This is a genomic window from Bradyrhizobium canariense (genome assembly GCF_018130465.1).
GTDB classification, from domain to species: domain Bacteria; phylum Pseudomonadota; class Alphaproteobacteria; order Rhizobiales; family Xanthobacteraceae; genus Bradyrhizobium; species Bradyrhizobium canariense_C.
On sequence record NZ_JAFCKJ010000003.1, the window covers coordinates 645,759 to 658,038 of the forward strand.

Sequence of the window (12,280 nt, forward strand, 5' to 3'; positions counted from 1 at the left end):
GCACTTTTCCGGATCCTGCTCCGGGCGAACGCAGGCGGGCTTCGCCTCACCACCGGTATTCGAAGCCGAACGTGCCCTGGTGCGACGTCAGCTCGTTGCGGAACTTGCCGTCGTAATTGACGTAGAGTCGCGCCGTGTTGGTCAGGCTGAGCGAGGCCGAAGCGCCAGCATCCATGCCGTGGCGGCTCTCGCCGATACCCGGCACGACGATGCTCTGGGTCCCGAGGCTGACCTGCACCGATCCCAGGTTCTGGTAGAAATTGTCGACGAACTTGCCGTAGGCGGACAGGTCGAGGATCTTCTGGTCGAAGATGAAGTAGCGCCCGATCTCGGCCCCGATCATGACGCGCGCGCGAGAGAGCGCCGTCGAGCCGACATTCAGTGGATCGAGGCCGCCGGCCTCCTGGAACGCGACGCTGGTGGCGCGGACATATTCCAGCGCGCCCTTGGGCACGATGCGCATCTGGTCCTTGGTCCAGTAATAGCTGATCTCGGTCAGCGCGCCGTCGATTGCGGCGCGATAACCCGCGGTCGCAAGGCCCAGGCCGGTATCCCGGCTGGAACGGACCTTGCCGAAACCGTGCACCGCTGCGAACGCCCAGGTCCATGGGCCCTTGTCGACGGAGCCGCTGAAGCCGAGTTGCGTCAGGTCCAGCGTCGCGGACTGAAGCGCGAGCGGCACGTCGATGTCGGTGTGGCTCTGGTCGACGGAGAAGCCGATATTGACACCCGGCGCGAGCCGAGCGCCAAGGCCTGCGACACCGCCAAACGTCTTGCGCTTGTCGCCGACAAAGTCCCCTTGCGCATCGGTCCGGACCGAGATGCCGTAACTCTCGAACCAGGTGCGGTAGCGCGGATCTTCCGTGCCCGCCGACGCGCCGCCGCCGCCGGGATTGGTCCGGAACGCCCGGTTGACGCCGCCAGATGCCCGGTTACCGAGCCGCTCCAGGAAATTCGAGCCGAGATTGAGCGCGCTGTTGCCGGCCGACTGGTCGTAATTGGTGGAGGTGGCCGACGGCGTGGGAGGCGGCGGCGGTGGCGGTGGCAGCGGCGGGGCGACTTGAGCGAGAACGGGAGCAGCCGTCGTCATCACGCCAAGCACGATGGCACTCGCGACCTTGGCCGTCGTCCGACGAACCCGGTCTCCGCCAATCACCTGCCGTGTCCCGGAAAGCTGCAATATGCAGCGCATGATAATGAATCCCGAAGCAAAATGGCGGCGCGCAAAAATGCAACAGGCGCCACACTGCATGCGACGATTTGTGCTGAACTGCCCCCGAGGGTCAACCGGTCCACACCTCATCGCCGAGGCGATTGCCCTCGATTGTGGTTCCCCGGCCACAGGTCGTAAATTGCAGATGGCGAAACCCGGCGCGGACTTGAAATTCGCGCGCGGCTTGCTAACGGGCGATTTTCATGTTGCAATATCGGACACAATCGGAATTGGCCGCTCGACTGTGCGTTTCGCGACATTGAGACTCAAGACTCGAACAGACTACCGGAAGCCCGTTTGTGGCGTGGCACGCGAAAAGCGGCCGCGTCGTTTTTGTATCTAGCGGAGGAGACTGAGGATGCCGCAAAAGGGCACCGTCAAATGGTTCAACCCGACCAAGGGATATGGGTTCATCAAGCCGAACGGCAGCGACAAGGACGTGTTCGTCCACATCTCCGCCGTCGAACGCGCCGGACTCTCGACCCTCAACGAGAACCAGGTGGTTGAATACGACCTCGTGGAGAACCGCGGCAAAGCATCCGCGGAGAACCTCAAGGTCTCCTGATTTCTCTCGCGGTCTGCGCAAGAGATCATGACGTTGCCCCCGGCTCTGCCGGGGGTTTTTGTTTGGGGATGACGAAGGATTTCGCAGTGCGACGGCGCTTCACTGCACCAACGGCGAGACGAGAAAATTCTCCGACGGCCCGCTTCCCGCCGTGTTGCAGACGTCGCCCACGATGCTGACCTTTCCGGTCGCCAGCAGCCGCAGCGCTTCGGGATAGATGCGGTGCTCGACTTCGAGGATGCGCTCCGACAGGGTTTCCCCCGTGTCGTGGTCGCTGACGGGAACCGCGCCCTGCATCACGATTGGGCCGGCATCGGTCTCGGGGATGACGAAGTGCACCGTCGCACCAGACAGCTTGACGCCGGCGCGCAAAGCCTGGCCGTGCGGGTCCAAGCCTGGGAATGACGGCAGCAGCGAGGGATGGATGTTGAGCATCCGCCCGTACCAGGCTTTTGTGAATTCAGCCGTGAACAGGCGCATGAAACCGCCGAGACAGATCAGCTCGATGCCGTGCTGATCGAGCGCCGCTTGCAGCACCTTCTCGAAGCCGGCGCGGTCCTTGCCGAACGGCTTGCTTTCGATCACCAGCGTGTTCACGCCGCTCGCCTTGGCCCGTTCGAGCCCGAGCGCGTCGGCCTTGTTCGAGATGACGAGCGAAATCTCCGCCGGGAAATCCACAGCAGCAGCGGCCCTGATCAGCGCGGACATGTTGGAGCCGCGACCGGAGATCAGGATGGCGACGCGGCGCTTCATCACAGCGCCAGGTCGAGGTGGCCGTTATAGACGACGCGATGCTCGCCTTCGGCGGGGATCACCGTGCCGAGCTGCGCCACGGTCTCGCCGGCTTCGGTGAGGACCCGCACGACCTCGTCGACCTTGTCCGGTTCGACGATCGCGATCATGCCGATGCCGCAGTTGAAGGTGCGCAGCATCTCGAGCTCGGCGATGCCGGCTTGGGCTGCAAGCCATTTGAACACCGGCAGCACCGGCAGGCGCGCGAGGTCGATGCCGACGCCGAGATTTGGCGGCAGCACGCGCGGAATGTTGTCGGTGAAACCGCCGCCGGTGATGTGGGCAAGCCCCTTCACCGCGCCGGTTTCGCGGATCGCGCGCAGGCAGGATTTGACGTAGAGCTTGGTCGGCGTCAGCAGCGCGCCGCCAAGCGTCATCACCGGCGAAAACGGAGCCTGCGCGGCGAAGCCGAGGCCGGACTGCTCGACGATCTTGCGCACCAGCGAGAAACCGTTGGAGTGCACGCCCGACGAGGCGAGCCCGATCACGGCATCGCCGGCGGCGATGTCCTTGCGCGGCAAGAGCGTGCCCCGCTCCGCGGCGCCGACCGCGAAGCCGCCGAGGTCGTAGTCGCCGTCCTTGTAGAGGCCGGGCATCTCGGCCGTCTCGCCGCCGATCAGGGCGCAACCGGATTCGCGGCAGCCTTCGGCGACACCGGCGACGATCGACGCGGTCGCCTCCGGATCGAGCTTGCCGCAAGCGAAATAGTCCAGGAAGAACAGCGGCTCGGCGCCCTGCACCACGAGGTCGTTGACGCTCATGGCGACGAGGTCGATGCCGATCCCGCCATGCAGGCCGGTCTCGATCGCGATCTTGACCTTGGTGCCGACGCCATCGGTCGCGGCCACCAGGATCGGGTCCTTGAAGCCGGCCGCCTTGAGGTCGAACAGGCCGCCGAATCCGCCGATTTCGGCGTCGGCGCCGGGGCGTGCGGTGGCGCGCACCATCGGCTTGATCAGATCGACCAGGCGGTTGCCCGCGTCGATATCGACGCCTGAATCGGCGTAAGTGAGGCCGTTTTTGCGGTCGGTCATGCCCGATTTCCAGTGGGTTTGCGGCTGGTTACGTCGAATTCCGGGGACGCGCAATGGCTCGCATGGCGCCCCTCCGTATACTATGTAGAGATATCAACCGGTTCAGCCTCCAAAGGGCCGAATTCGAGGTCAGGCCGGGTGCCGGGAAGCGCCGTGTGAGTATTCCGAACATCATTACTTTGGGCCGCATCTTGCTGGTCCCGATCATCGTCTGGGCCATCGTGTCGAGCCAAATGGAGGTGGCGTTCGCCGTCTTCCTGATCGCCGGTATCAGCGACGCGGTCGACGGCTTCCTTGCCAAGCGCTTCAACATGACGAGCGAGCTCGGCGCCCTGCTCGACCCGCTCGCCGACAAGGCGCTGCTGGTCTCGATCTACATGGCCCTGGGCATCTGGGGTGCGATTCCGCGCTGGATCGTCATCCTGGTGGTCTCGCGCGACATCATGATCGTCGCCGCCGTGATCGTATCGTGGCTGTTCGACCGCCCTGTCGCGATGAAGCCCTCGAGGGTATCCAAGCTCAACACTGTGGCCCAGGTGGCGTTCGCGGCGTTGGTGCTGGCCGCCCTCGCCTTCGGCTTCAAACCCGGTCCCTATGATATAATCCTGATGGGCCTCGTCACGGTCTTCACGCTCTCCTCCGTGTCGCTCTATCTCGTCGAGTGGTTGCGGCACATGAGTACAATCGAGGCCAAATGAGTTGGGATGCGGCCCCGCAAAAGGCCAACTCCCACTCGATTAAGTCGTATCTCTTCAAACGAAGCCGGCACGCCGGCACGGAGCAAAGCAAGCGTGCCAGGCCGCGTTCATCCCCGACAATTGGCGTTTTCGCTTCCGCATGCGGAGAGCCTGAGCCGGGACAATTTCCTCGAAGGTCCCGCCAACGCCGCCGGTCTTGCCCTCATCGACGCCTGGCCGGAATGGCCGAACCGGATCATGTGGCTGGCCGGCCCGGAAGGAAGCGGCAAGAGCCATCTCGCCGCGATCTGGGCCGAGGCTTCAGGCGCTCGCTCGACCACGGCCAATGGGCTGACCGCCGAAGCCGTTCCGGGTGCGCTCGTCACCGGCGCGCTGGTGGTCGAGGATCCCAAGGCCAAGGAATTCGACGAGCGCGCCTTGTTCCATCTGATGAATCTGGCCCGTGAGGACGGCGCCTACGTTCTCTTCACCGGGCGCGAGGTGCCTGCATCTCTTGAGATCGAGCTTGCCGACCTGCGCTCTCGGCTCCGCGCCGTGCCTGTAATCTCGCTGCTGCCGCCTGACGACCAGCTCTTCCGCGGCCTGATCGTCAAATTCTGCGCCGACCGCCAGCTCGCCGTGGACGAGAGCGTAGTCAGCTACCTCGCCACTCGCCTGGAGCGGTCCTCGGCCGCCGCCCGACAGGCAGTGGAGCTGCTGGACAGCGAGGCCCTGCGCCTCGGCCGTCCCGTCACCCGGGCCCTGGCCGCCGAGCTGCTCCGGGATGTCTGAGCAAGGCGGCTTGACGCGGCCAGGCGGCGGAACATCAATGTCATCGAAACGTCATCGCTCTAACACATGCTCCCGGCGGTTTTGCGCTTAAGTCGCAAATTGGGGCGAACTGGATGGACCGACTTCTGATGGACTCTGCGCAAGTTGTTGAAGTTAAAGAAAAAGCCCCGGAAGCCGAGGGCCCGCCGGCAATCGCATCGAGCCCCGAGCGATTCATCAATCGCGAGCTCTCCTGGCTGCACTTCAACCGCCGCGTCCTGGAGGAATCGGTCAATCCCAACCACCCCATGCTGGAGCGGGTGCGATTCCTGTCGATTTCAGCGAATAACCTCGACGAGTTCTTCATGGTCCGCGTCGCCGGCATCAAGGCCCAGGTGCGCGAGGGCATTGCCGAGCGCAGTCCCGACGGTCTGACGCCGTCCGAGCAGCTCGCGCTCATCAACCGGACCGTCTCGCAGCTTGCCTCCGACCAGCAGGCCATCTGGCGCGACCTACGCAGCACGCTCGCCGACGAGGGCATCGTGCTGGTCGAGGGCAAGGAAGTCACCAAGGCGGAACGAACCTGGGTCGAGGACTACTTCCTCAGCAACGTGTTCCCGCTGCTGACACCGCTCGCGATCGACCCGGCCCACCCCTTTCCGTTCATTCCGAGCCTCGGCTTCACCATCGCGCTCCAGCTCACGCGCGCCGCCGACGGCAAGCAGATGAACGCGCTGATCCGCATGCCCGGCAAGATCGACCGCTTCATCCGCCTGCCGGCCGAGGGCAAGGTCGTCCGGCTGATCTCGCTGGAGCAAGCCACCGCGCTGTTCATCAACCGCCTGTTCCCCGGCTACAATCTTCACGGTCAGGGCGCCTTCCGTGTCCTCCGCGACTCCGAACTCGAAATCGAGGAAGAGGCCGAGGATCTCGTCCGCCTGTTCGAGACTGCGCTGAAGCGCCGCCGCCGCGGCTCGGTGATCCGGCTCGAGATCGACGCCAAGATGCCGGAGCAGCTGCGCAGCTTCGTGCAGCACGCGCTGTCGACAGCCGACGACGAGGTGTTCCTGGTCGACGGCGTGCTGGCCATGAACGAGCTTTCGCAGCTCACCCGCCTCGACCGGCCCGACCTCGAATTCACCCCTTACGTGCCGCGCCATCCCGAGCGCGTGCGCGAACAAGGCGGCGACATCTTCGCCGCGATCCGGCAGAAGGATCTCGTCGTCCATCACCCCTATGAATCCTTCGACGTGGTGGTGCAGTTTCTTCAGCAGGCGACGCGCGACCCCGACGTCGTCGCCATCAAGCAGACGCTCTACCGCACCTCCAGCAACTCGCCGATCGTGCGCGCGCTCGTGGAAGCCGCCGAGGCCGGCAAATCCGTCACGGCGCTGATCGAGCTGAAGGCCCGCTTCGACGAGGAGGCCAATATCCGCTGGGCGCGCGACCTCGAACGCGCCGGCGTGCAGGTCGTCTACGGCTTCCTCGAACTGAAGACGCACGCAAAGCTGTCGATGGTGGTGCGGCGCGAGGGCGGAAGCCTCACGACCTACGTCCACACCGGCACCGGCAATTACCACCCGGTGACCGCGCGCATCTACACCGACCTATCCTACTTCACCTCGGAGCCGACCATCGGCCGCGACGCCGCGCGCGTGTTCAACTTCATCACCGGCTACGCTGCGCCGAGCGATCTGGAAAAGATGGCGGTCTCGCCGCTGACCTTGCGCAAGCGCATCATCGAGCACATCCAGGGCGAGACCGCGCATGCGCGGCACGGCCGGCCCGGTGCGATCTGGATGAAGATGAACGCGCTGGTCGACCCCGACATCATCGACGCGCTCTACGAAGCCTCACAGGCCGGCGTGCAGGTCGAGCTCGTGGTGCGCGGTATCTGCTGCCTGCGGCCCGGCATTCCCGGACTGTCGGAGAACATTCGCGTCAAGTCGATCATCGGACGCTTCCTGGAACACGGCCGAATCTACTGCTTCGGCATGGGCCAAGGCCTGCCGAGCGCGAAAGCGGCTGTGTATATCTCCTCGGCCGACATGATGCCGCGCAACCTCGACCGCCGCGTCGAGGTGCTGTGTCCGCTGCAAAATCCCACGGTGCATCAGCAGGTTCTCGAACAGATCATGGTCGCGAACCTCAAGGACAATGAACAGAGCTGGCAATTGTTGCCGGACGGGTCCTCAACGCGTATGAAGACCGCGAAGGGCGAGGAGCCTTTCAACGTCCACAACTACTTCATGACAAATCCGAGTCTGTCTGGCCGTGGTAAGTCGCTCAAGGAATCCTCGCCGCGCCGCCTCACGCGCCGTAATGAACGTCATCAATCCTGATCCGGGATCGTCGACGTGAAGCGGCCGCGCAAGCGCGGCTCGAGCGTCGCGGTCATCGACATCGGCTCCAACTCGGTCCGTCTCGTCGTCTACGAGGGACTGACGCGGAGCCTCATTCCGATCTTCAACGAGAAGACGCTGTGCGGCCTAGGCCGCGAGGTGCAGAGCACGGGACTGCTTGCGCCCGATGCCGTCGACAAGGCGCTGACCTCGCTCAAGCGCTTCCGTGCGCTGTGCCGGGTGATGCAGGTCGGACGGGTGTTTGCGATTGCGACCGCCGCCTGCCGCGACGCCTCCAACGGCCCCGACTTCATCGCCAAGGCCGAGCGCATCTGCGCCGTGAAGATCGAGATTCTGTCGGGCCCGCGCGAAGCGCGGCTGTCGGCGCTCGGCGTGATCTCCGGCATCCACCATCCCGACGGCATCGTCGGCGACCTCGGCGGCGGCTCGCTCGAACTGATCGACGTGCGCAAGAACAGCGTGCGCAGCGGCGTGACGCTGCCGCTCGGCGGCCTCGCGCTGCAGGACCTCGCCCATAAATCCCTGAAACGCGCCGACCGCATCGTGCGCGAAGCGCTCGACGAAGTGCCGCAGCTCAAGGCAGGGAGCGGCCGCAGCTTCTACGCCGTCGGCGGCACCTGGCGTGCGCTTGCGCGAATCCACATCATCCAGAGCGGCTATCCGCTGCAGGTGATGCACGGCTATTCGATCTCGGCTGCCGAGGCGCTCGACTTTTCGCGTCGTCTCCGCCGGCTTGCGGCCGCCGACATGCTCGCCGACATCGAGATCGTCGCCGACGCCCGGCGCCCGCTCCTCACCTATGCGGCACTGGTGCTCGAGCACATCATCCGGGTGGCGAAGCCGAAGACCATCGTGTTCTCGACCTTCGGCGTGCGCGAGGGTCTGCTGCACGAGAAGCTGCCGGAGGCCGAACGCAACAAGGACGGACTGATCTGCGCGGCCGAGGAGCTGAACCAGCTGCTGTCGCGTTCGGCAAAGCACGCGCGGGAGCTGATCGCCTGGACCGACCGCCTGGCGCGCGTGGTGAAGCTGCGCGAGACCGAGGAGGACCGCCGTCTGCGCCACGCCGCGTGCCTGCTGTCCGACATCGGCTGGCGCGTGCATCCCGACCATCGCGGCGAGCAGACGCTGAGCCTCGTCGTCAACGGCAATTTCGGCGCGATCACCCACACCGAGCGCGCCTTCGTCGGCCTGTCCGTGTTCTATCGCTATGCGGGCCTGAGTGAGGAGAACCAGCCGCCGGTCGCCATGCAGGAGCTGCTGACGCCGGCGCAGCTCGAGCGCGCCCGCCTGCTGGGCGCGGCCTTCCGCGTCGCGCATCTGATCTCGGCGGCGCGTCCGGGCGTCTTGCCCGCGACGCATTTCCGCAGCCTGGGCCGCAAGCTGTTGCTGGTGTTCGAGCACCGCCTCGGCGATCTGGTCGCGGACCGCGTCGGCAGCCGCTTCCGCGCGCTCGCCCGGCTGATCAACCGCGCCGGCTCGATCATCAGACGTTGACCACGAACCGATGGAAACGAGTCAGGCCGGAGCGCCCGGCGCTGCCTTATCGGCTCCCGAAAAAGCTCCAGTGCGTTTCAACACGCAGATTCGCGGCACCGGCGGCAATTGCCTCGGCGTCATAAGTGCCTTCGAGCCAGTCGTACAGGTAGTGCTCGCGCAACAGCTCCACGGCTTCGGCGTGGGTGCGGGCTGGACGCGCCACTCTGAATTGCCAGGAATAATCTCCGACACAGCACAGTTCAGCGCCGAAGCGGTCGAACCAATGCCTCTCGACTCCGATCTCTTCGCCGAGGCTGCGGTCTGACTGGTCCAGCGGCGGGCCTACATGCAGATAGAGCGGGATCATCCAGCTCCGAGCACATGGGACTTGGAGGATGGCGACCTCGTTGAACGGCGGAATAGGCCGTTGGCTGCTCAAGAGGTCCTTCAAGTACAGCCCTGTGGCGAATCCGGGCGCGACCTCCTCGACGCCGTCGAACAAGGCGAGGTCGTCTGTCTCCTCGGCCCGAGCTTGGGCGGCGGTCGCGAAATATTCGTCCGCGGCTCGAACCTTGCTGTCTTTCAGGTCGATTGGCTTGGCACGGACTGGAGCGTCAAATCCGGGCTGGACGATCAGGGCGCAAAAACCTTCCACCTGTCCCCGTGCTCGCGCTGCTTCGTAGGCCGCCTCGGCCTCGGCGCCGGGGACGAGGTCGTAGCGGTGCTTGAGGCTTTGCAGCCACCGTCCCCACGATTGGTCTCGTCGTGCGCGATCTTCGGCAAGACGATCGGTCTCCGCGGGCGCGTGATCCATTATCGGCTGCGTCCCGGTAGTCACTCCGCTAATTTGCGCCTGGACCGGTGACGGCCTGCGAAACAGGAAATCAAAAAGGCCCATGGATAAATCCGCATCGGAGAAGACCCGTCAAGTGTCTCCGACAATGCAGGGTTGTGCAAGCCATCCGGCCGCACCCTTGCGGATTTTCTCTGGCGTCGGTGGCTGTGCCGGACCTGAGCCGGCGAATGCCCTATTCCGCCGAGGCCTTGGCGTGGCGCTCGGAGGACTCCAGCGCGGCCGCGCTCAGGCTGCGGCGGCGCCAGATGGTGCCGACGGCCAGCACGACGACGACGCCGAGAGCTGCGCAGAGATATTCGCCGCCTCCGCCGCCATGGGCGAATTGCGGCGGGATGCGCAAGGCGCCGAGCATGTTGTCCAGCGAGGCGCCGAACGGACCGTCGAACAGCGTGTGCAGCCTCGGCGCGATGCCGGGATCGGTCGCAATCACCTCGCCCGAGATCCAGCCGAGCAGCGCCGCGCCGGCCCACACCAGAACCGGCAGCTTTGCGAGCAGCGCCATGATCAGCGCCGCACCGGCGACGATCAGCGGCACGCTGATGGCAAGACCGAGCACCAGCAAGGGCGCGCTGCCATTGGCGGCGGCCGCCACCGCAATGACGTTGTCCAGACTCATGACGATGTCGGCGACGACGACGATCTGCACGGCCTGCCACAGATGCGAGGCCGACTCGACGCCGTCCTCGTCCTCTTGTTCCGGCACCAGCAGCTTTGCCGCAATCACGATCAGCGCAAGACCGCCGACGAGCTTGAGGTACGGCAGCTCCATCAGGCTCGCGACGATGCCCGTGAAGATGATCCGCAGCAGCACCGCCGCGCCGGCACCCAGGATCATGCCCCACAGCCGATGCCGCGGCTTGAGGCCGCGGCAGGCGAGCGCGATCACCAGCGCATTGTCGCCGGACAAAAGGACGTTGATCCAGATGATCTTGCCGACCGCAACCCAGAAGGTCGGTTCGGCCATCTCGTTGCGAAACTGGGTGAAGAATGCCCCGATCGTAGCGGGATCGAAGATCTGCCAGAGCCAGTTCACACTACGTCCTTTCGCCGCGTCTTTTTAACTTACCGGCTGACGGATCAGCCGACGATCTCGTTGCCCGAGAAGAACTGCGCGATCTCGATCGCGGCAGTCTCCGGCGCATCCGAACCGTGCGCGGAATTCTCGCCGATCGACTTTGCGTAGAGCTTGCGGATGGTGCCGTCGGCCGCCTTGGACGGATCGGTCGCCCCCATCGCGTCGCGGTACTTGGCGACGGCGCCCTCGCCTTCCAGCACCTGGACCACCACGGGGCCCGACGTCATGAATTCCACGAGCTCACCGAAGAACGGACGCGCCTTGTGGACCGCATAGAAGGTCTCGGCCTGTTCCTTGGTCATGCGGATACGCTTCTGCGCGACGATGCGCAGGCCAGCCTTCTCGATCACGGCGTTAACCGCACCGGTCAGGTTACGCGCGGTGGCGTCGGGCTTGATGATCGAGAAAGTGCGTTCGATGGCCATGATCTTGTCCTTGAAGAGAAAACGGTGCTTCGGAGTTGCCGGGCTTATATCGGCGCCTTCGCGATACGGCAAGCGACCGCCCAAACGGGCTCGCGGGCGCTTCGCCGCAGCCCAGGGCCCGAATTCCAACATGGATTACAACGATTTCACCCAGATGAACCCAATCTGAAGGCCTCGTCAGGGTTTGGTTCAGCCTCGCTCGGATAATCTCAGGTCCATCGAAACCAAAGCCTCCTCCCGAGGCGGACCGTTTCGGCGGCCTTTCCATCGACGCGATAGCCCCGCGCCGGCAGTTTTGAGGAGATCACCATGTTGAGGAAACTTTCGCTCGCCGCTGTCGCCGTGGTCGCGCTTGGTGCCGCGCTGGCGCCGACCTCCGCGTCCGCTCATTGGCATGGCGGCTGGGGCCATGGCGGCGGCGGTGGCTGGCATCATGGCTGGGGTGGACCGCGCTTCTATGCCGGCGGCCCCGTCTCCTACGGCTATGGCGGCTGCTATGCGCGCCGGCTGGTCCCGACCCCCTGGGGACCCCGCTGGCGGATGATCAACCGCTGCTACTGAGCCCGCAGCACCTTTCCAAGGATACCTGATCCAAAAGGGTACCTGAGCCCCCCAAGGTACCTTCCAAGCGAAGCCCCGGCGTCCCCCAGCGCCGGGGCTTTGTATTCGGAGGGGGATATCGCGCGGCTTCATACAATTTTTGCTAGAATGCCGGGCAATCGGCGCGAGTGGCGAAACCATTTGGGAGCCAAGGACTTGGTACCGTGTCGCTCCTTTGAGAACACGGAACCCTGCGAATGGCTGGCCTTTTCGCCGATGACAGCGAACAAATCGACCGCAGCACCAGTCGCTCGATCCGCGATGCCGTGGGCGAACGGCTCCAGCAGAGCCTGCGGCCCGAAGCCAGGCTGCCGACCCACCTCGAGCAACTCCTCAAGGAGCTGAAGCAGCGCGACCGCGATTCGCACTGACTTGATAAGCACCGGCCTGCGGACACGGAAAAACGGGTTGCGTTTGATCCCGGGTGCGG

The 12,280-nt window shown here is 64.9% G+C and carries 13 protein-coding genes; 7 read left to right on the forward strand and 6 right to left on the reverse strand.

All coding sequences use genetic code 11. The annotated features are described in order from the left end of the window. Positions 1 to 46: 46 nt before the first annotated feature. A complete protein-coding gene (locus tag JQ591_RS11920) occupies positions 47 to 1,192 on the reverse strand; it encodes an autotransporter outer membrane beta-barrel domain-containing protein (protein WP_211396171.1) in 1,146 nt (381 codons plus the stop codon). Between the two features lie 379 nt (positions 1,193 to 1,571). Here JQ591_RS11920 and JQ591_RS11925 point away from each other — a divergent pair, with 379 nt between their 5' ends. Continuing rightward, the gene (locus tag JQ591_RS11925) at positions 1,572 to 1,778 is read left to right on the forward strand and encodes a cold-shock protein (protein ID WP_007591938.1); all 207 of its coding nucleotides are present in this window, start codon (positions 1,572 to 1,574) and stop codon (positions 1,776 to 1,778) included. Between the two features lie 99 nt (positions 1,779 to 1,877). On the opposite strand, the gene purN is transcribed toward JQ591_RS11925, so the two are convergent. Both purN and purM read right to left on the reverse strand, forming a co-directional pair. Next, entirely contained in the window at positions 1,878 to 2,531 is a 654-nt protein-coding gene (gene purN / locus JQ591_RS11930) for a phosphoribosylglycinamide formyltransferase (RefSeq protein WP_211396172.1), read from the reverse strand. Further along, a complete protein-coding gene (gene purM, locus JQ591_RS11935; protein ID WP_211396173.1) occupies positions 2,531 to 3,604 on the reverse strand; it encodes a phosphoribosylformylglycinamidine cyclo-ligase in 1,074 nt (357 codons plus the stop codon). The genes purN and purM overlap by 1 nt, the downstream gene beginning before the upstream one ends. A gap of 155 nt (positions 3,605 to 3,759) precedes the next feature. On the opposite strand from purM, the gene JQ591_RS11940 reads away from it, so the two are divergent. The 4 genes from JQ591_RS11940 (at position 3,760) to ppx (ending at position 8,912) form a co-directional block, all read left to right on the forward strand. Then, positions 3,760 to 4,302 carry a CDP-alcohol phosphatidyltransferase family protein gene (locus tag JQ591_RS11940; protein WP_211396174.1) on the forward strand — a complete coding sequence of 181 codons (543 nt, stop codon included), beginning with the start codon at positions 3,760 to 3,762 and terminating at the stop codon, positions 4,300 to 4,302. Between the two features lie 93 nt (positions 4,303 to 4,395). Then, positions 4,396 to 5,073 carry a DnaA ATPase domain-containing protein gene (locus JQ591_RS11945; protein ID WP_211396175.1) on the forward strand — a complete coding sequence of 226 codons (678 nt, stop codon included), beginning with the start codon at positions 4,396 to 4,398 and terminating at the stop codon, positions 5,071 to 5,073. A 128-nt stretch (positions 5,074 to 5,201) separates the two neighbouring features. Next, on the forward strand, positions 5,202 to 7,394 hold the full coding sequence (locus JQ591_RS11950) for an RNA degradosome polyphosphate kinase (RefSeq protein WP_211396447.1): 2,193 nt from the start codon (positions 5,202 to 5,204) through the stop codon (positions 7,392 to 7,394). 15 nt (positions 7,395 to 7,409) lie between these two features. Then, a complete protein-coding gene (gene ppx, locus JQ591_RS11955; RefSeq protein WP_211396176.1) occupies positions 7,410 to 8,912 on the forward strand; it encodes an exopolyphosphatase in 1,503 nt (500 codons plus the stop codon). A 46-nt stretch (positions 8,913 to 8,958) separates the two neighbouring features. On the opposite strand, the gene JQ591_RS11960 is transcribed toward ppx, so the two are convergent. From JQ591_RS11960 to ndk, 3 genes are all read right to left on the reverse strand, one after another. After that, a complete protein-coding gene (locus JQ591_RS11960; protein WP_211396177.1) occupies positions 8,959 to 9,792 on the reverse strand; it encodes a DUF4253 domain-containing protein in 834 nt (277 codons plus the stop codon). Between the two features lie 130 nt (positions 9,793 to 9,922). After that, positions 9,923 to 10,783, reverse strand: a complete 861-nt coding sequence (locus tag JQ591_RS11965) for a TerC family protein (RefSeq protein WP_211396178.1) — start codon at positions 10,781 to 10,783, stop codon at positions 9,923 to 9,925. A gap of 44 nt (positions 10,784 to 10,827) precedes the next feature. Then, positions 10,828 to 11,250, reverse strand: coding sequence for a nucleoside-diphosphate kinase (gene ndk / locus JQ591_RS11970; protein ID WP_106943663.1), 423 nt, complete (start codon positions 11,248 to 11,250; stop codon positions 10,828 to 10,830). A gap of 309 nt (positions 11,251 to 11,559) precedes the next feature. On the opposite strand from ndk, the gene JQ591_RS11975 reads away from it, so the two are divergent. Further along, on the forward strand, positions 11,560 to 11,811 hold the full coding sequence (locus JQ591_RS11975) for a sulfur globule protein precursor (RefSeq protein ID WP_211396179.1): 252 nt from the start codon (positions 11,560 to 11,562) through the stop codon (positions 11,809 to 11,811). 236 nt (positions 11,812 to 12,047) lie between these two features. After that, complete coding sequence (locus JQ591_RS11980; RefSeq protein WP_211396180.1) at positions 12,048 to 12,221, forward strand: hypothetical protein; 174 nt, start codon at positions 12,048 to 12,050, stop codon at positions 12,219 to 12,221. Positions 12,222 to 12,280: the final 59 nt, after the last annotated feature.

Excerpts from the sequence above, each read along its gene's own strand:
- JQ591_RS11925 (WP_007591938.1), top strand. The coding sequence starts at position 1,572 with ATGCCGCAAAAGGGCACCGTCAAATGGTTCAACCCGACCAAGGGATAT.
- JQ591_RS11975 (WP_211396179.1), top strand. The coding sequence starts at position 11,560 with ATGTTGAGGAAACTTTCGCTCGCCGCTGTCGCCGTGGTCGCGCTTGGT.
- JQ591_RS11920 (WP_211396171.1), bottom strand. The coding sequence starts at position 1,192 with ATGCGCTGCATATTGCAGCTTTCCGGGACACGGCAGGTGATTGGCGGA.
- purM (WP_211396173.1), bottom strand. The coding sequence starts at position 3,604 with ATGACCGACCGCAAAAACGGCCTCACTTACGCCGATTCAGGCGTCGAT.
- JQ591_RS11960 (WP_211396177.1), bottom strand. The coding sequence starts at position 9,792 with ATGGGCCTTTTTGATTTCCTGTTTCGCAGGCCGTCACCGGTCCAGGCG.
- JQ591_RS11980 (WP_211396180.1), top strand. The coding sequence starts at position 12,048 with ATGGCTGGCCTTTTCGCCGATGACAGCGAACAAATCGACCGCAGCACC.
- purN (WP_211396172.1), bottom strand. The coding sequence starts at position 2,531 with ATGAAGCGCCGCGTCGCCATCCTGATCTCCGGTCGCGGCTCCAACATG.
- JQ591_RS11950 (WP_211396447.1), top strand. The coding sequence starts at position 5,202 with ATGGACTCTGCGCAAGTTGTTGAAGTTAAAGAAAAAGCCCCGGAAGCC.
- ndk (WP_106943663.1), bottom strand. The coding sequence starts at position 11,250 with ATGGCCATCGAACGCACTTTCTCGATCATCAAGCCCGACGCCACCGCG.